Source organism: Hydrogenophaga sp. OTU3427 (assembly GCF_038440225.1).
Classification (GTDB): Bacteria; Pseudomonadota; Gammaproteobacteria; order Burkholderiales; family Burkholderiaceae_C; genus Hydrogenophaga.
In genome coordinates this window covers 62440-80210 of sequence record NZ_JASATI010000013.1, presented here as the reverse complement: position 1 = coordinate 80210, position 17771 = coordinate 62440, and the positions used below count along the sequence as shown (strand labels likewise).

Annotated in this window: 17 protein-coding genes; 10 read left to right on the top strand and 7 right to left on the bottom strand. The window is 67.6% G+C overall.

Annotation, left to right across the window (positions count from 1 at the left end):
• The first annotated feature begins 20 nt into the window (after nt 1-20).
• Entirely contained in the window at nt 21-467 is a 447-nt protein-coding gene (locus AAHB17_RS10255; protein WP_342130463.1) for an OsmC family protein, read from the top strand.
• A gap of 102 nt (nt 468-569) precedes the next feature.
• Here AAHB17_RS10255 and AAHB17_RS10250 read toward each other — a convergent pair whose 3' ends face one another.
• The 4 genes from AAHB17_RS10250 to AAHB17_RS10235 are packed head-to-tail and all read right to left on the bottom strand — an operon-like array spanning nt 570 to nt 5271.
• A complete protein-coding gene (locus AAHB17_RS10250) occupies nt 570-1832 on the bottom strand; it encodes a M20 family metallopeptidase (RefSeq protein WP_342130462.1) in 1263 nt (420 codons plus the stop codon).
• An 8-nt stretch (nt 1833-1840) separates the two neighbouring features.
• Entirely contained in the window at nt 1841-3616 is a 1776-nt protein-coding gene (gene uraD / locus AAHB17_RS10245; RefSeq protein WP_342130461.1) for a 2-oxo-4-hydroxy-4-carboxy-5-ureidoimidazoline decarboxylase, read from the bottom strand.
• A gap of 3 nt (nt 3617-3619) precedes the next feature.
• On the bottom strand, nt 3620-4609 hold the full coding sequence (puuE, locus tag AAHB17_RS10240) for an allantoinase PuuE (protein ID WP_342130460.1): 990 nt from the start codon (nt 4607-4609) through the stop codon (nt 3620-3622).
• Entirely contained in the window at nt 4606-5271 is a 666-nt protein-coding gene (locus AAHB17_RS10235) for a GntR family transcriptional regulator (RefSeq protein WP_342130459.1), read from the bottom strand. Before AAHB17_RS10235 ends, puuE begins: the two co-directional genes overlap by 4 nt.
• A gap of 113 nt (nt 5272-5384) precedes the next feature.
• Here AAHB17_RS10235 and uraH point away from each other — a divergent pair, with 113 nt between their 5' ends.
• Nucleotides 5385-5756: a hydroxyisourate hydrolase gene (uraH, locus tag AAHB17_RS10230; protein WP_342130458.1), complete on the top strand. Its 372-nt coding sequence runs from the start codon at nt 5385-5387 to the stop codon at nt 5754-5756.
• Between the two features lie 36 nt (nt 5757-5792).
• Here the strand turns inward: uraH and AAHB17_RS10225 are convergent, their stop codons facing one another.
• Nucleotides 5793-6353: a hypothetical protein gene (locus AAHB17_RS10225; RefSeq protein WP_342130457.1), complete on the bottom strand. Its 561-nt coding sequence runs from the start codon at nt 6351-6353 to the stop codon at nt 5793-5795.
• Nucleotides 6354-6463: 110 nt separating this feature from the next.
• On the opposite strand from AAHB17_RS10225, the gene xdhC reads away from it, so the two are divergent.
• The 3 genes from xdhC to AAHB17_RS10210 all read left to right on the top strand — a co-directional run bounded on the left by xdhC (nt 6464) and on the right by AAHB17_RS10210 (nt 9571).
• Complete coding sequence (xdhC, locus tag AAHB17_RS10220; protein ID WP_342130456.1) at nt 6464-7291, top strand: xanthine dehydrogenase accessory protein XdhC; 828 nt, start codon at nt 6464-6466, stop codon at nt 7289-7291.
• Between the two features lie 128 nt (nt 7292-7419).
• Nucleotides 7420-8628 carry a urate hydroxylase PuuD gene (locus tag AAHB17_RS10215; protein ID WP_342130455.1) on the top strand — a complete coding sequence of 403 codons (1209 nt, stop codon included), beginning with the start codon at nt 7420-7422 and terminating at the stop codon, nt 8626-8628.
• Between the two features lie 34 nt (nt 8629-8662).
• On the top strand, nt 8663-9571 hold the full coding sequence (locus AAHB17_RS10210) for an ion transporter (protein ID WP_342130454.1): 909 nt from the start codon (nt 8663-8665) through the stop codon (nt 9569-9571).
• Nucleotides 9572-9848: 277 nt separating this feature from the next.
• Here the strand turns inward: AAHB17_RS10210 and AAHB17_RS10205 are convergent, their stop codons facing one another.
• Nucleotides 9849-12749 carry an HD domain-containing phosphohydrolase gene (locus AAHB17_RS10205; protein WP_342130453.1) on the bottom strand — a complete coding sequence of 967 codons (2901 nt, stop codon included), beginning with the start codon at nt 12747-12749 and terminating at the stop codon, nt 9849-9851.
• Nucleotides 12750-12865: 116 nt separating this feature from the next.
• On the bottom strand, nt 12866-13393 hold the full coding sequence (locus AAHB17_RS24745; RefSeq protein ID WP_446719582.1) for a DUF1653 domain-containing protein: 528 nt from the start codon (nt 13391-13393) through the stop codon (nt 12866-12868).
• A 211-nt stretch (nt 13394-13604) separates the two neighbouring features.
• Between AAHB17_RS24745 and AAHB17_RS10190 the strand changes: the two genes are divergently transcribed.
• The 5 genes from AAHB17_RS10190 (at nt 13605) to AAHB17_RS10170 (ending at nt 17756) form a co-directional block, all read left to right on the top strand.
• Nucleotides 13605-14495 carry a transporter substrate-binding domain-containing protein gene (locus AAHB17_RS10190; protein ID WP_342130452.1) on the top strand — a complete coding sequence of 297 codons (891 nt, stop codon included), beginning with the start codon at nt 13605-13607 and terminating at the stop codon, nt 14493-14495.
• A gap of 61 nt (nt 14496-14556) precedes the next feature.
• Complete coding sequence (locus AAHB17_RS10185) at nt 14557-15462, top strand: amino acid ABC transporter substrate-binding protein (RefSeq protein WP_342130451.1); 906 nt, start codon at nt 14557-14559, stop codon at nt 15460-15462.
• A 142-nt stretch (nt 15463-15604) separates the two neighbouring features.
• Entirely contained in the window at nt 15605-16345 is a 741-nt protein-coding gene (locus AAHB17_RS10180) for an amino acid ABC transporter permease (protein WP_342130450.1), read from the top strand.
• Nucleotides 16345-17010, top strand: a complete 666-nt coding sequence (locus AAHB17_RS10175; RefSeq protein ID WP_342130449.1) for an amino acid ABC transporter permease — start codon at nt 16345-16347, stop codon at nt 17008-17010. The genes AAHB17_RS10180 and AAHB17_RS10175 overlap by 1 nt, the downstream gene beginning before the upstream one ends.
• Before the next feature lie 11 nt (nt 17011-17021).
• Nucleotides 17022-17756, top strand: a complete 735-nt coding sequence (locus AAHB17_RS10170; protein ID WP_342130448.1) for an amino acid ABC transporter ATP-binding protein — start codon at nt 17022-17024, stop codon at nt 17754-17756.
• Nucleotides 17757-17771: the final 15 nt, after the last annotated feature.

The window sequence follows — 17771 nt, the reverse complement described above, 5'->3', positions numbered from 1 at the left end:
CCACACTTGACCCGACCCCCATGGCCGACCAGCAGATCACTGTCACCCTGCAGCAGCAGCAGGACTACCGCTTCCTCATCGACTTCGGCGCGCCCGTGCCACCCCTTGTGGGCGACGAGCCGCCACCCATGGGTGGCGCCAGCGGGCCGTCACCGGTGCAGCTGCTGACGGCGGCGGTGGGCAATTGCCTGTCCGATTCGCTGCTGTTCGCATTGCGCAAGTACAAACAAAGTCCCGAGCCCATCCACACCGAGGTGGTGGCCGAGGTGGGGCGCAATGCCGAGGGGCGCCAGCGTGTGCTTGCCATCCGCGCCGAGCTGCGTCTGGGCGTGCCGGCCGACCAGCTCGACCACCTGCAGCGCGTGCTGGACAGCTTCGAGCAGTACTGCACCGTGAGCCAAAGCGTGGCCGCCGGCATCGCCATCACGGTGCACGTGAGCGACAGCCTTGGTCAAGCGCTGAAGTGACCCCCCGCGCCGCCTTCGGCGTCCCCCCCAGGGGGCGATGCCAGCCGACGGGCGGAGCCCGATCGGCGGCATCCTCGGTGGCGCCACTGATGTGGGCGGCGTTCAGTCGTTCAGCAGGTCCACCAGCGTGCGCGCGATCACCTGGGTGGCGCGTTGCAGGTCGGCCAGGTCCAGGCGCTCGTCGGCGCGCTTGGCGTGCGACTCCAGCACGGTGCGCGGTCCGGCGCCGTAGATCACGCCGGGGATGCCGCGCTCCACGTACAGACGCACGTCGGTGTAGAGCGGCGTGCCCACGGCCGGGATGGTTTCGCCGAAGATGGCGCCGCCGTGTTTCTGGATGGCCGACACCAGCGGCTGGTTGCCCGCCAGCGGCTTCATGGCGTTGGCCAGCAGGATGCGCTTGACGTCGACCTGCAGGGTCTTGCCGCCACGCGGCGGCTGGAAGGAGGCCGCCGCGTCGGCGATGGTCTGGCGCAGCGCGGCCTCGACCTCGACCGGGTTTTCCTCGGGGATCATGCGGCGGTCGAGCTTGAAGCTCACCTTGCCGGGCATCACGTTGGTGTTGGTGCCGCCGCTGATCTGGCCGACGTTGAGGTAGGGGTGGGTGATGCCCTCGACCGAGGAGCGCACTTTCAGGTAGTCGCTGTTGAGGCGGTACAGCGCGTTCAGGATGTGCACGGCGCCCTGCAACGCGTCGGTGCCGCTGTCGGGGATGGCGGCGTGGGCCATGTCGCCCTGTACCGTCACTTCCATTTGCAGGCAGCCGTTGTGGGCGGTCACCACTTGGTAGCTGAAGCCGGCCGCGATCATCAGATCGGGTTTTGTCAGGCCTTGTGCGAGCAGCCAGCCCGGGCCGACCTCGCCGCCGTATTCCTCGTCGTAGGTGAAGTGCAGTTCGACCGCGCCCTTGAGCGCCAGGCCCTGGGCCTGGGCCACGGCCTCGACCGCGCGCAGCGCGAAGGTGAAGGTGGCGAAGTCGCACTTGCTCACGGCCGTGGCGCGGCCATACATCTTGCCGTCCACCACCTCGCCGCCGTAGGGGTCGTGGGTCCAGCCTTCGCCGGGTGGCACGACGTCGCCGTGGGCGTTGAGGGCGATGGTCCTGCCGCCTTCGCCAAAGCGGCGGCGCACGATCAGGTTGGTGATGGTCTGCAGGCCGGCGGCGCGCACCGTGGCCTCGGGCACGGCGTGTTTCTCGGCCGTGTAGCCCATGCCGGCCAGCAGCTCGGCGGCGCGTTCGGCGTGGGGCGCGTTGTTGCCGGGCGGCGTGTCGGTGGGCACGCGCACGAGTTCACGCAGGTAGGCCACTTCTTCGTCGAAGTGGTCGCTGATCCATTGGTCCAGGGCAGGGTAGGAAGTGGTCATGGTCGTTCTCAAAGGGGATCTTGGGCAAGGCTGTCGAGCAGGTGGGCAAAGGCCTGGACACACAGCTGCATGTCCTCGCTGCTGGTCGATTCGAGCGGGTTGTGGCTGATGCCGCTGTTCTCGCCTCGCACGAACAGCATGGCCTGGGGCATCACCTCGTGCAGCTTCATGGCGTCGTGGCCGGCCCCGCTGGGCATGCGGAACAGCGGCAGGCCCTGGGCCTTCACGGCGGCTTCCCAGCGCTGCTGCAGCGCGGGCGCGCTTGGGGCGGCGGCGGCGCGCATGGTTTCCTCCAGCGTGTGGCGCAAGCCGCGGCGCTCGCAGATGGCGGCCAGCTCGGCCAACACGTCGCCGGCCAGGGCGTCGCGCTGGGCGTCGGTGGGGGCGCGCAGGTCCAGGCTGAAGCTGCAACGGCCCGGCACCACGTTGATGGAGCCGCTGGGCACCTGGAGCTGGCCAATGGTGGCCACCGAGTCGCCGTCCTTGGCGGCGCGCTGTTCGAGGTAGAGCGCGAGTTCGGCCACGGCGCAGGCGGCATCGCGGCGGCGGTCCATGGGCGTGGTGCCGGCGTGGCTGGCCATGCCGATCACCTCGCCCAGGTAGCGCACGCTGCCATTGATGGAGGTGACGACGCCCAGCGGCAGGTCCATCTCGTTGAGCACCGGGCCCTGTTCGATGTGCACCTCGACAAAGCCGAGGTAGCGGGCCGGGTCGCGCCGCAGCTTGGGGATGTCGTCAATGCACAGTCCGGCGTGCTGCATGGCCTCGCGCATGGTGATGCCATCGGCGTCCTTCTGGTCCAGCCACTCGGGCTTGAAGTCCCCGATCAGCGCACCGGAGCCGAGGAAGGTGGCCTTGTAGCGCTGACCTTCCTCTTCGGCAAAACCCACCACCTCGAAGCCGAAGGGCAGGCGGCGGCCGGTGCGGTGCAGCTCTCGCACGCAGGCCATGGGCACGAAGATGCCCAGGCGCCCGTCGTATTTGCCGCCGTTGCGCACGGTGTCGTAATGCGATCCCGTCAGCAGGTATTTCGCATTGGGTGTGGCACCGTGGTACCTGCCCACCACATTGCCCACGGCGTCGATCTCGACCTCGTCGAAGCCGCAGTCGCGCATCCAGTGGCTGATGCGTTGCGCGCAGGCGCGGTGGGCGTCGGTCAGGTAGGTGACGGTGAGCTGGCCTTTTTCGGCAAAACCGGGGTCGCTGTGGACGCTGAGTTTTTCCTGCCAGTCCCAGACGTCATTGCCCAGGGTGGGCTCGACGCCGAACTTGTCGTTCAGGCGGATCTCGGCGATGCGGTGGATGTTGCGCAAGGCCTCGGCCAGCTCGAAGTCCGGGTGGTGGTGCACGCGGCGGCCGAAGGCTTCGATGATCTGGGCCTTGTTCAGCCCCGTGCCGCGTGGGCCGCGCACGGCCAGGATGAAGGGGAAGCCGAAGCGGGCGTTGTAGTCGGCGTTGAGCTGCTGGATACGCGCGAATTCCTCGGGCGTGCAGTCGGTCAGCCCGGCCTTGCCTTGCTCGTTGGTCGATTCCGCCGTCAGCGTCTTGGCCACCATGGCCTTGCCCGCCAGCTCCGGGTGGGCGCGGATCAGGTCCAGCTGGGCGACGCGCCCGCCGGCCTTGACGGTCTGCACCAGCGCGTGCTTGAAATGCGCCAGCGACAGAAACGGGCGCTGCACCAGCGTGCGCTCGACGATCCAGGGCGAGTGTTCGTAGAGGCCGTCCAGCGCGGCGGCCACATCGGGCAGCGGCGCGGTGTTGAGTTGGTCAATGGTCAGCGGCATGGCTCAGGCCCCGGCTTGGGTGGAGGGATAGGGATGGGTGGCTTTCCAGTGGCGCGCGATGTCGAGGCGGCGGCAGACCCAGACCTTGTCGTGGCGCTGGATGTGGTCGAGGAAACGCTGCAGCGCGGTGATGCGCCCGGGGCGTCCGAGCAGGCGGCAGTGCATGCCGATGCTCATCATCTTGGGCGCGTTGTCGCCGCCCGGGTCGCCCTCGGCGTAGAGCGCATCGAAGCTGTCCTTCATGTACTGGAAGAAGGGGTCGGCGTGCGAATAGCCCTGAGGCAAGGCGAAGCGCATGTCGTTCACGTCCAGCGTGTAGGGCACGATGAGCTGCGGCACGACCTCGCCATTGCTCTTTTTCACCTGCATCCAGAAAGGCAGGTCGTCGCCGTAGTAGTCGCTGTCGTATTCGAAGCCACCATAGTCGGCCACCAGGCGGCGGGTGTTGGGGCTGTCGCGGCCGGTGTACCAGCCCAGGGCGCGTTCGCCGGTCAGGCGCTCGATGGTCTCCATGCCGCGCTGCATGTGTTCGCGCTCGATGGCTTCGTCCAGGTTCTGGTAGTGGATCCAGCGCCAGCCGTGGCAGGCGATCTCGTGGCCGAGCTCGACGAAGGCGGCGGTCAGCTCGGGATGGCGCTCCAGCGCCATGGACACGCCAAACACGGTCAGCGGCAGGCCCCGCTTCTCGAATTCGCGCAGGATGCGCCAGACACCGGCGCGCGAGCCGTATTCGTAGATGCCTTCCATGCTGATGTGGCGGTCGGGGAAGGACGCGGGGTTGAACATCTCCGACAGGAACTGCTCGGAGCCGGCGTCGCCGTGCAGCACGCAGTTCTCGCCGCCTTCCTCGTAGTTCAGCACGAACTGCACCGCGATGCGGGCGCCGCCGGGCCACTGGGCATGGGGAACGTCGCGGCCATGGCCGACCAGGTCGCGGGGGTAGGGCTGGGTGGTGTCGTAGACGCGGGAAGCGGGGTGTTTCGTGGAGCTCATGACAGGGCCATCGAAAGGTCGTTGGAGGGCAGCTTGCGGTCAAAGGTCAGGTTGGCCTCGACGTGTTGCAGGTGTTCTTGCATCAGGCGCACCGCGAGTTCGGTGTCCTTGGCGGCCAGGGCCTTGACGATGGCCTCGTGCTCATCGTGCGAATGGCCGGCCGCGCCGGCGCTCTGGTACATCAGGGTGATCAGGGCGCAGCGCGAGAGCAGTTCGCCCAGCAGCTCGGCCAGCACGTGGTTGCCCATGAGCTCGGCCATGCGGACGTGGAAATCGGCCAGCAGCTCGGTGCGGCTGGCCACGTCCTGTCCGTCCAGCGCCTTCTTTTCCTCGGCGATGTGGGCCTTGAGCGCCTTGATCTTGGCCGGTGTGACGGTGCGCACGAACTCGCGCGTCATCTCGGCTTCGAGCATGCGGCGCACCGCAAACACCTGCCGCGCCTCGTCCACGGAGGGCGTGGCCACGAAGGCGCCGCGCGCCGGCTCCAGGCGGATCAGCCGGTTCTGCGCCAGCTGGAACAGCGCTTGCCGCACCAGGGTGCGCGAGACGCCGAAGTGGTCGGCCAGTTTCTGCTCCGCCAGCTTGGTGCCGGGGTGCAGGCGGTGTTCGACGATGGCCCGGCTCAGGGTTTCGACGATGTGGCGTGTGCTGGATGATTCCATGACCAGATCATAGCCACGAATCAAAAAACTGTATACACTTTTAGTCGACCGGATAAACCCCTAGAGCCTGGCCGACCTGGCCGTCCCACCCACTTCACTCACAAGGAAACACCATGGGCCTCAGCACCCACGTACTCGACACCATGAACGGCTGCCCGGCGGCGGGCATGTCGGTGGCGCTCTACACCACCGAAGCGGTGGCCGGCAGCGACGAGCCGCGCGCCACGCTGGTCAAGCGCTTCCAGTTGAACGCCGACGGCCGCAACCCGGACGGCCCGCTCTACGACAACGCCAGCCTGCGCGTGGGCACCTACCGCCTGGTGTTCGATGTGCAGGGATACTTCCAGGCGCGCGGCGTGGCCCTGCCCGAGCCCAACTTCCTGAACCGCGTGGCGCTGGACTTCGGCGTGGCCCACACCGACCAGCACTACCACGTGCCGCTGCTGGTCAGCCCCTGGAGCTATTCCACCTACCGCGGCAGCTGAAGGCCTGCTGCACGCCGCAGCGGCGAAACCTCGCCATCACAGCTCCGAGCGTTGGCCCTCGGTCAGCGTGTCGAGCTGGAAGCGCCCGCTCTTGTCCCACAGCCAGGTCTCGGTGTAGACGACCTTGCCCAGCCGGGCCGGCGCCGGGTAGGGCGCCGCGCGGCGCACGGTGCGTTCGATCTCGGCCATGACCTCGGGCGCATGTTTGGGCGCGCGCAACCAGCCAAAGCTGCGCACCTGGCCGCGCGCGTCCAGTTCCACCTGCATCACGCCGATGGCGTACAGCAGCGGCGGCAGCTTGCCGCTGTAGATGCGGCCGTTGTTGAGCGCATACAGGTGAGCGGCGGCGTCACGGCGGTAGCTGCGCGGGTCGCTCGCATACGAGGGTTTGACGCTGGCCGGGCCGGGCGCCGACGGCGACGGGCTGCCGCTGGACGGTGTGGTGGGTGAGGTGGCCATCGGTGGGCCCGCGGGTGCGCCGGCCGGGGGGGCGGTCACCGGGCTGCTGCAGGCGGCCAGCAGGGTGAGCACGCCCAGCGGCAGGGCGCGCAGCAGGCGTTGGGTGGGCGACGGCGTGGCGTGGTGGCGAAGGCTCATGGGGGGACTCATGCGGTTTTGCGGAAGGAGTGTATGCCTGTGGCGCGCCCCTGACCACGCATGTTGCGGGGCATACTGACGGGCTGACAATCCTTGCAATTGCTTACCCGATGTCCTTGCTGGCCCAATTGATCGATCAGCTGGCACACACCGCTGCCGTGGTGGTGCAGGTGCACGCCACCCGTGGATCGGTGCCGCGCGAACGCGGGGCCTGGATGGCGGTGCTGGCCGACGGCCAGATAGGCACCGTGGGCGGCGGCCACCTGGAGTGGCAGGCCTGCGAGCGGGCCCGCGCCCTGCTGCGGGCCGGCCAGGCGGGTACCGAGCAACAGACCGTGGTGCTGGGTCCCAGCCTGGGCCAGTGCTGCGGCGGCGAGGTCACGCTGCGCTACGAATGGGTGGGACCGCGCGACCGCGAGGCGCTGGCCCGGCGCCTGCGCGCCGCCCACACGCCGGTGGCGCTGTTCGGTGGGGGCCACGTCGGGCGTGCCATCGTGGCGGCCCTGTTGCCCCTGCCTTTCGACATCCACTGGGTGGACAGCCGCGACGAGATGTTCCCCACCGATCTGCCGCCGCAGGTGCTGGCCGAACATTCCGACCCGGTGCAACGCGCCGTGGCCGACCTGCGCCCGGGCGCGCGGGTGCTGATCATGAGCTTCAGCCACGCCGAGGACCTGGACATCGTGGCCGCCTGCCTGCTGCGCCAGCGCGAGCGGGGCGACCTGCCTTTTGTGGGGCTGATCGGCAGCCGCACCAAATGGGCGACCTTCCGGCACCGGCTGGAGGCGCGCGGCTTCCTGGCCGGGGAACTGGCCCACGTCACCTGCCCCATCGGCCTGCCCGGCATCACCGGCAAGGCACCCGAGGTGATCGCCGCCAGCGTGGCGGCACAGTTGTTGCTGCACCAGGGGGAAACCCTCACTGGTGTTGGCGACTGAAAGTGTATACACTTCGACCCGAAATCGCAGCGGTGCTGGCGGCCCCCGGGCTGTCTGGTTCGCGGTTTGTTGATGGTTCAGAGCGCCCGCGGTGGTGAACCACGAGTCCCGACAACGAACCTGACCCCATGGAAACCTACCTGCTTGATTGGGCCAACCTGCTGGTGCGTTGGCTGCACGTCATCGTCGCCATCGCCTGGATCGGCTCCTCCTTCTACTTTGTCTTTCTCGACAGCAGCCTGACGTCCCCGGTCGACGACGACCTGAAAAAGCAGGGCGTCAGCGGCGAATTGTGGGCCGTGCACGGCGGCGGCTTCTACCACCCGGTCAAGTTCAACGTCTCGCCGCCCAAGCTGCCCGAGCACCTGCACTGGTTCTACTGGGAGAGTTACTCCACCTGGCTCAGCGGCTTCGCGCTGTTCCTGATCTCCTACCTCTGGAGCCCCAGCGTCTACCTGATCGACCCCAAGGTCATGGCCTGGAGCCCGCCGGCCGCCATCGCCGCCGCGCTGGCCTTCCTGGTCGTGTTCTGGCTGCTCTACGACGGCATCTGCCGCCTGCTGGGCGAGAAAGAAGGCGGCGACGCCAAGGTGGGTGCCCTGGTGCTGGTGCTGGTGTGTGGGGCGGCCTGGCTGGCCTGCCACCTGTTCGCCGGCCGCGCGGCCTTCCTGCTGGTGGGCGCCATGCTGGCCACGGCCATGAGCGCCAACGTGTTCTTCTGGATCATCCCCGGCCAGCGGACCGTGGTGGCCGACCTCAAGGCTGGCCGCCCGGTCGACCCCATCCACGGCAAACGCGGCAAGCAGCGCAGCGTGCACAACACCTATTTCACGCTGCCGGTGCTGTTCGCCATGCTGAGCAACCACTACAGCTTTGCCTACGCCAACAGCCACAACTGGCTGGTGCTGATCGGCATGATGTTCGCCGGTGCCGCCATCCGCCAGTTCTTCGTCATGCGCCACGGCTTCAAGCTCGGCCGCAACCCGCATCCCTGGCCTTACGCGGCGGTGGGCGTGGCAGCCTTGCTGGCCCTGATCGTGTGGCTCAAGCCGGCGCCCACCGCGCCCGCGCCGGCAGCGGCGGCCGCGCCCGCCCAGGTGGGCTACGCCCAGCTCAAGCCGGTGGTCGAACAGCGCTGCGCGATGTGCCACGGCGAGGCCCTGCAGTCCAAGGGGGTGCGCCTGGACAGCCCGGCCCTGCTGTCGCAGCATGCCCAGGCCATCTACCAGCAGGTGGTGGTCGCCAAGACCATGCCCATGAACAACGCCACCGGCCTGACCGAGGGCGAGCGGGCGTTGTTCGCCCAGTGGTTCCAGGGCGGCGCCAAGGTCGACTGAGCCCCGGGGCGGCCGGGCTGCGTAACATCGCGGCATGAGTTCCGCCCCTGTTGCCCCTTCTTCCGTGCGCCGCGGCGCCGGCCAGGTCCCTTCGGACGAACGCTATGGCCGTCCGGCATCGGGCTGGCGGGCACGCCTGTTCCGCGTCATCTTCGAGTCCGACACCCGCGCCGGCCTCCTGTTTGATCAGGCCCTGATTGTCCTGATCCTGCTGAGCCTGGTGGTGGTGGTCGCCGACAGCGTGGGCTCGCTGCAGGCCCGCTGGGGCGGCGTGTTCAACGTGCTGGAGTGGACCTTCACGCTGCTGTTCACGCTGGAGTACGTGTTGCGTCTGCTGTGCGTGACACGCCCGTTGCGCTACGCGCGCAGCTTCTTCGGCGTCATCGATCTGCTGGCCATCCTGCCCACTTACCTGGCCTTGTTCGTGCCCGAACTGCACGCCCTCATCGACGTGCGCATCCTGCGTTTGCTGAGGGTGTTCCGCATCTTCAAGCTGACCACCTTCATCAGCGAATACCAGGCCATGGGCAGCGCGCTGCTGGCGAGCTGGCGCAAGATCATGGTCTTTCTGTCGGCGGTGCTGATGATCGTGGTGGTGATGGGCACGGTGATGTACGTGGTCGAGGGCCCGGCCAACGGCTTCGTCAACATCCCGACCGCCATTTACTGGGCCATCACCACCATGACCACGGTGGGTTTTGGCGACATCACGCCCAAGACCGATTTCGGGCGCCTGATCGCATCGATGATGATGTTGCTGGGCTGGGGCACGCTGGCCGTGCCGACCGGCATCGTGACGGCCGAGATGACCATCCAGCGCCGCGACCAGGCGGCCGCGGCGGGTGCGCGCCAGCCGGACCGGGTGTGCCAGGTCTGTGGGCAGGAGGGGCATGCGTCGCAGGCGGCGTATTGCCACCACTGCGGGTCGTCTTTGGCGCGTTGATGCCTGGGATAAGGCGTTGGCGGGCCTGGCCGATGGGGTGAACAGCTCCGCGAATGTCCCCCGAACCGGCTGCGCCGGTTCTCCTCCTTTATTTCGCTGCGCCGTCCACCCCACCGACCAGGCCAGTCCGGGTGTGGGCAGGCCGGCGTGCCCATGCGCGTGATGGATCAGGGTGGTGGGGCGTCCGGCGCAGCGGCATAAAGGGGGAGCCGGCGCAGCCGGCGGAGGACAGCCGCGGAGCCGGATGCCCTGCCGCCCTGAGCCCGCCCAGGGTCTTTCAACCGGACACCGGCAACAGCTTCTCGATCGCAGCGACGTCCACCTCGTCGATCTGCGCCGGCAACATGAAACGGTCGGCGAATTCGCGCCACACGCCGCTGTGCAGGAAGTAGCGGAACAGCTCGCTGTCCAGGTGCTGGTCCTTGCACATGAAGGCCATGATCCGGAGCGATTCCGACAGGGTCTTGGGCGACTTGTAAGGGCGGTCGGCGGCGGTCAGGGCCTCGAAGATGTCGGCCAGCGCCATCACCCGGTCGGCCGTGCTCAGGCGCTCGGCGGGCAGGCGGCGCGGGTAGCCCTGGCCATCCAGCTTCTCGTGGTGGGTGGCCGCGATCTCGGGCACGCGCGACAGATGCCGTGGCCAGGGCAGGCCCTTGAGCATGATGTAGGTCTGCACGATGTGGTCGTTGATCTTGAAGCGGTCTTCGTCGGTCAGCGTGCCACGGCGCACCGACAGGTTGTGGACCTCGCCCATGTGCTGCTGGTGGCTGGGCAGCACCATGTCGAAACCATAGCGGTTGTGCGGGTCGTCCTTCTCCACCGGCGGCCGGTGGCTGCCCCAGGGCACCAGGTGTTCGGGTCGGTCGGCCAGCAGCGGCTCGGCCACCGGCAGGGCAGGGGCCTCGGGCTCCACCGCCAACAGGCGCCGCAATTCCTCGCCCGAGAGGCCCAGGCGGTTGTCGAAGTGGCGTTGCCAGGTCTGCCCGGCGATGGCGCGCAGGCGCTCGATGGCGGCGTCGGCCATGAACTCGCCGCCCACGTTGCACTGGGCCACGAAGGCGAAATCCTCGCGCAGCTGGGCCTGGCGCGCGTCCCGCTCGGCCTCGGAGGGGGCTGCCTCGACGCCAGCGGCCAGGCGCCGCAGGTGGGCGATCTCGGCGTCGCGCCACAGCACCTCGAAGCGCATGCGCAGCTCGTGGATGCGGTTGTAGATCAGCTCCAGCTTGGTCGCCTTGTCGACGATGTGTTCGGGGCTGGTGACCTTGCCGCAGTCGTGCAGCCAGGCGCCGAGGTAGAACTCGTAGCGCTGGTCCTCGTTCATCGCAAAAGCGGCGTAGGGGCCGCCGCTGTCGGCGCTCATGCGGTCCACCAGCATGGTGGCGAGCTGGGGCACCCGTTCGCAGTGGCCGCCGGTGTAGGGGCTCTTGGCGTCGATGGCGTCGGCCATCAGGCGGACCACGGCGTCCAGCAGGTTTTTCTGCGCCTCGATCAACTGGCGGGTTTCGATGGACACGGCCAGCATGCCCGACAGGCGCGTGGCGAAGGCGATGAAGGCGTCGTCGCCGTGTTCCTCGTCGCCCGTATGGCTCAGCACCAGCAGGCCTTGCAGCTGCCCGGTGCGTCCACGCAGCGCCAGTTCCATCTGGTGCTGGCCGCCGGCCACCTGGCGGGTGCCGCTGCGTGCGCTGCGCTGGGCGCCGTAGGCAAACTGGCCGACCAGCGAGGGCGGCAGCGTGCCGATGGCCACCGCGCGCACCATGGCCGCCTGCTCTTCGTTCCAGAGGTAGACCGCGCCGCCCTCGCAGCGGGTCGCATCCAGGAACTGCCGCAGCACGTTTTCCAGCATGCGCTCCACCTTGGGTTCGGTGGCCATGGTTTCGCTGATGCGCAGGAAGTTGTCGATCGTCGCGCCCATGCCGTCCATGGCGCGGAACAGCTGGTTGACCTCGCGCACCCAGCTGCGCTTGCGGTGGCTGGTGCGGGCGAAATCGAAACGCCCGATGCGCAGCGCCCGGCGCGACAGGCTGTCCAGGCTGCGACCGATGGTGGCGCCGGCCCACCAGCCCAGGGGCAGCAGGGCGATCACGAGCGCGATGACCAGCGCGATCACCTGCAGGCGGCGGCGCTCGATCGCGCCCATCAGTTCGCTGCTGGGCAGGGCCACCAGCAGTTTCATGCCGGGGCTGCGCCAGACGTCGAAGTCCATCGCCACGCCCAGCCATTCCCGCCCGTTGACCTCGTAGAGCGAGGCCGGCTTGTCATCGGTCAGCAGTTCGCCCAGAGGCGTCAGGCTGGGCTCGGCCAGCTCCTCCAGGGTCTTGAAGTCGAAGCTGTTGTTGGCACGCTTGAGCACCCGGTCCATCTCGGGGTAGGCCAGCACCTCGCGCTGCGGGCTGATCAGGGCGAGCTGGGTGTTGGGCGTGACCCGCAGGTCGCCCAGGCTGGCGGCCAGGTCGTCCATGACCACGTCGATGCCGATGACCGAGTGGCCGGTGCGGCTTTTCTGGCTCAGCGTGATGCCGACCTGCTGCGTGGTGAAGAACACATAGGGCGCCGAAAGCACCGAGCCCCCGGTGTCCCTGACCGCCTGGTACCAGGGGCGCGGGCGCGGGTCGAACTGGTAGTCGGCCTGCGCCCGGTGCTGGACGAGCGTGCCGTTGGCGGTGAAGAAGTGGTACTCGCCGCGACGTGTGCCATCGGGCTGTTGCGTCACCGACTGGACCAGAAAGTTGGCCATCGGCGGCGTCTCGAAGCGCTGGCGGATCTCGGGGCGGTCCAGCGGGCGCGCCAGCAGGAAGTCGCCGTTGTCGTAGCCCACGTAAATGGCCGAGATCAGTTCGTTGACGGCCAGTTCCTCCGACAGCACGTAGATGCGCTCCAGCCGCTGCTGCAGGGTGGTGGCGCTCACCAGCGGGTCGAAGCTCAACTGGCGCACCGTGGATTGCGCCGGCTCCAGCATGCGCCGGGCCTGTTCGGTGACCAGGCGGCCGGCGTCGCGTGCGGTGCGGGTGGCGGTGTTGATGGCGTTCTGGCGCGAGCCGTAGGTGCCCAGCGCCAGCACGCCCGCCGCCAGGATCAGCATGCACAGCACCACCACGCTGGCGATGGACACCCGTATCGGCCAGCCCGGGTCGGCGGCCGGGATTGGGGGAGGTGGGGACGCGTGGGGTTGGGTCATCGAATGTCAGGTGCGGGTATCACAACTGACATTGTTATAAAGTTTTAAGTCAAGGGGGCCGCTTCTGTGGACTATTTCCCGGCGGTGCGTGCCCGGTGTGGGTGGACAGGCCGGGGTCAGGCAGGGTGGCCCGCCTCGGCGCCGCCCACGGCCAGCGGGCGGTGGTGATCGATCAGCGCGGCGGCATCCTCGCGCCAGAAGCCGAGCGCGTCGTAAAAACCTTCCCACACGCAGCCGTTGCAGCCGCGGCCGCAGCAGGTGTCGGGCTCGGGCGGGGACGCACGGTGGGCGAGGCCGGCCTCGCGCAGCAGGCGCGTCACATGGGCCACCAGCGCGTGGGCGCCGGGCAGGTCCTGGGGTTGGAGCGTGCGCCAGTCAACGGCCGTGAAGCGGGGCTGTTGCCGGCCCTGGAATTCGCCCGATTCGGCAAACATCGCCGCCGGCCGCACCCACAGCCCATGTCCGCCGTACAGCGCGCGGTACAGGGTCATGGGAGCCAGGGTCTCGCTGCAGCGCACGGTGTCCAACACCTCGTACCAGCCGCCCTTGTAGTGGCGGTACAGGCCGGGCGGTGTGGCGCCCAGGGGTGCCAGGTCGGCGTCGGCGGGGGCAGGCGAGGCTGAGGTTTCGGTGTGTTGGGTCATGGCAGGTACAACGCGCAAGTGTGCCGCATGTGGGATTGGCGGAAATCCGTCACATGCCACTTTCTGGCTACCGGTTTTCCGTTTGTGTCGATGCACTCCGGTGGGGACGGCCGCCCCGCCAGGGTGCGGATCGTTCGTTTCGAGGTGCATTTCCGAGGGTTTGTACCAGGTGGCATGGCCTTTGCAGAAAGGAACACAAACCCCAGCCCCCATGCGCCGATTTCTGACTTCCTTTCTGCTGTTGATGGCCGCCACGAGTGGCCAGGCCGAGGCGCCGCACCTGGCGACGCTGCAGAAGATCGCGCAGACCGCCACCATCAGCCTGGGCCACCGCGAGTCGTCGGTGCCGTTTTCCTACTACGACGGCCGCCGTCAGGTGGTGGGTTACTCCCACGACGTGATGCTGCGGGTGGTGGACGACCTGCAGGCCGAACTCAAGCTGCCCGCGCTGGCGGTCAAGCTGGTGCCGGTGACCTCGCAGAACCGCATACCGCTGCTGCAGAACGGCGCGGTGGACATGGAGTGTGGCTCCACCACCCACAACATGGACCGCGCCCGCCAGGCGGCTTTCTCGGTGTCCATCTTCCTGACCAGCTCGCGCCTGCTGACCAGCAAGCGCTCGGGCGTCGCCGAACTGACCGATCTGGGCGGGCGCCGCGTGCTCGTGACCGCCGGCACCACCAGCGAGCGCCAGTTGCTGCTGCACATCCAGGACACCGGGCTGCGCACCGAGGTGCTGCGGGCCAAGGACCATGGCGAGGCCTTTGCCATGCTGCAGGCGGGCAAGGCCGATGCCTTCCTGATGGACGATGCCGTGCTCTACGGCCTGCGTGCCAAGGCCGATCGGCCCGACGACTGGGCCGTGGTGGGCCGACCCATGCCGGCCGAGGTGTACGCCTGCATGCTGCGCAAGGACGACGATGCCTTCAAGGCCGCCGTGGACCGCAGCCTGACCCGCCTGATGCGCTCGGGCGAGGTTCTGAAGATCTACCGCCGCTGGTTCCAGAGCCCCATTCCCCCCAAGGGGCTGAACCTGAACTGGCCGCCCCCCGACGCGCTGCTGGAGCTGTACCGTTCACCGACCGACAAGCCCCTGGGCTGACGGCCGTGCCCGCTGGACCGAATCCCTTTTCCCCAAACCACCAATCCAAAGAGGTGAAACCATGAAAAATTCCTTGTTTGTCGTGACCGCCCTGCTGGCCAGCACGGCCGCCCTGGCGCAGACGCCGCCGCCCGACACCCTCAAGAAAATCAAGGATTCGGGGTCCGTGACCATGGGCGTGCGCGAGAGCTCGGGGTCCCTGTCCTACACGCTGGGCGATGGCAAGTACGTGGGCTACCACATCGATATCTGCCACAAGGTGCTGAGCGACGTCCAGAAGCAGCTGGGCCTGGCCAAGCTGGACATCAAGTACCAGCCGGTGACCTCGCAAAACCGCATCCCGCTGGTGCAGAACGGCACGGTCGACCTCGAGTGCGGCTCCACCACCAACAACGCCACCCGCCAGAAGGACGTGGCCTTCGCCGTGACCACCTTCGTGGAAGAGGTGCGCATCGCCGTCAAGGCCAATTCGGGCATCACTTCCATCGCCCAGCTCAACGGCAAGAGCGTGGCGACGACCACCGGCACCACCTCTGTGCAGACCCTGCGCAAGAACGAGCGCGCCACCGGCGTGGACTTCAAGGAACTGATGGGCAAGGACCACGCCGACAGCTTCCTGTTGCTGGAGAGCGGCCGCGCCGACGCGTTCGTGATGGACGGCGCCATCCTGGCCGGCAACATCGCCAAGGCCAAGAACCCGGCCGATTTCAAGATCGTCGGCGAAGTGCTGTCGGTCGAGCCCATCGCCATCATGATCCGCAAGGACGACCCCGCCTTCAAGAAGGCGGTGGACGACAGCGTCAAGGCCATGATGAAGTCGGGTGAAGTGGCCAAGCTGTGGACCAAGTGGTTCGAGCAGCCGATTCCCCCGTCCAACACCAAGGTCGGCATGCCCCCCAACGAGAACACCAAGGCGGCCTGGGCCAACCCCAACGACAAGCCGATGGAAGACTACGCCAAGAAGTAAGGCCCCCACGCTCCGCCGCTGCGCGGGTCGCTGCCCCCCGGGGGGCTGGGCCTGCCTTGGGGCGGCCCGGCGGCTGGCCCGTCGTGCCCCCACGCTCCACCGCTGTGCGGGTCGCGTCCTCACCAACAACAAGGAAAACACCATGAGCGCATGGGATTGGCAGGTGTTCTGCAAGGACACCATCGACGGCGATATCCAGCCCACTTGCTTCGGCAAGGGCGGGGACATCACCTACCTGGACTGGCTGTTGTCGGCCTGGGGCTGGACGCTGAGCGTGGCCGTGCTCGCGCTGGCCGTGGCCCTGGTGGTGGGCGCGGTCATGGGCATTTTTCGCACCACGCCCAGCCGTTGGCTGGTGGCCTTGGGCAATGTGTGGACGGAGCTGTTCCGCAACATTCCGCTGCTGGTGCAGGTCTTCCTGTGGTACCACGTGCTGCCGGCGCTGGTGCCACCGCTGAGGCAGGTGCCCAGCTTCATCCTGGTGGTCTTCGCGCTGGGCTTCTTCACGTCCGCGCGCATCGCCGAGCAGGTGCGCGCCGGTATCCAGAGCCTGCCCAAGGGCCAGCGCTATGCCGGGCTGGCCATGGGCCTGACGCTGTCGCAGACCTACCGCTACGTGCTGCTGCCCATGGCCTTTCGCATCGTCATTCCGCCCCTCACCAGCGAGAGCATGAACATCATCAAGAACTCCTCGGTCGCGTTTGCCGTGTCCATCGCCGAACTGACCATGTTCGCCATGCAGGCGCAGGAGGAAACCTCGCGCGGCATCGAGGTCTACCTCGCCGTGACCGGGCTGTACTTCCTCTCGGCCTTTGTCATCAACCGCATCGCCCTGTTCATTGAACACCGCGTGCAGGTGCCCGGCATGATCGGAGGCCACTGATGAACCTCGACTTTGCTTTTCTCGACTGGGCGGTCGTTTCGAGCTTCGTGCTCAAGGGCCTGATCTTCTCGGTCCAGCTCACGCTGATCGCCATGCTCGGCGGCATCGCCCTGGGCACGGTGCTGGCGCTCATGCGCCTGTCGGGCAGGAAGTGGCTGGTGATGCCCGCCGCGGCCTACGTCAACACCCTGCGGTCCATTCCGCTGGTGATGGTCATCCTGTGGTTCTTCCTGCTGATACCGCTGCTGATCGGGCGGCCCATGGGGGCGGAGCTGTCGGCCATCATCACCTTCACGGTGTTCGAGGCGGCCTACTACTCCGAGATCATGCGCGCCGGCATCCAGAGCGTGCCCAAGGGGCAGGTGCAGGCTGGCTACGCCGTGGGCATGACCTACGGCCAGACCATGCAGCTGGTGGTGCTGCCGCAGGCCTTCCGCAACATGCTGCCGGTGCTGATGACACAGACCATCATCCTGTTCCAGGACACCTCGCTGGTCTACGCCATCGGCGCCTACGACCTGCTCAAGGGCTTCGAGGTCGCCGGCAAGAACTTCAACCGGCCGGTGGAGACCTACCTGGTGGCCGCCGTTGTCTATTTCGTCATTTGTTTCTCGCTGTCGATGCTGGTGCGTCGCCTGCAGAAGAAGATCGCCATCATTCGATAGGACGCACAGCCATGATCGACATCAAGAACGTTTCCAAGTGGTACGGCAGCTTCCAGGTGCTGACCGACTGCACCACGTCCATCCAGAAGGGCGAGGTGGTGGTGGTCTGTGGCCCGTCGGGCTCGGGCAAGTCCACCCTGATCAAGACCGTGAACGCGCTGGAGCCTTTCCAGAAGGGCGATATCGTGGTGGACGGCATTTCCATCGCCGACCCCAAGACCAACCTGCCCAAGCTGCGCAGCCGGGTCGGCATGGTGTTCCAGCACTTCGAGCTGTTCCCGCACCTCTCGGTGACCGAAAACCTCACGCTGGCGCAGATCAAGGTGCTGGGCCGCAATGCCGACGAGGCCAAGACGCGGGGCCTGAAGATGCTGGACCGCGTCGGCCTGATGGCGCACAAGGACAAGTTTCCCGGCCAGCTCTCGGGCGGCCAGCAGCAGCGGGTGGCGATCGCCCGCGCGCTGTCCATGGACCCGATCGTGATGCTGTTCGACGAGCCGACCTCGGCGCTGGACCCCGAAATGGTGGGCGAGGTGCTGGACGTGATGGTGCAGCTGGCCCACGAGGGCATGACCATGATGTGCGTGACACACGAAATGGGGTTTGCCCGCAAGGTCTCCCACCGCGTGATCTTCATGGACAAGGGCCAGATCGTGGAGGACTGCCGCAAGGACGAATTCTTCGGCAGCCCCGACGCCCGTTCGCCGCGCGCCAAGGATTTCCTCTCCAAGATCCTTGCCCATTGAGGGGTCCACCCCCGT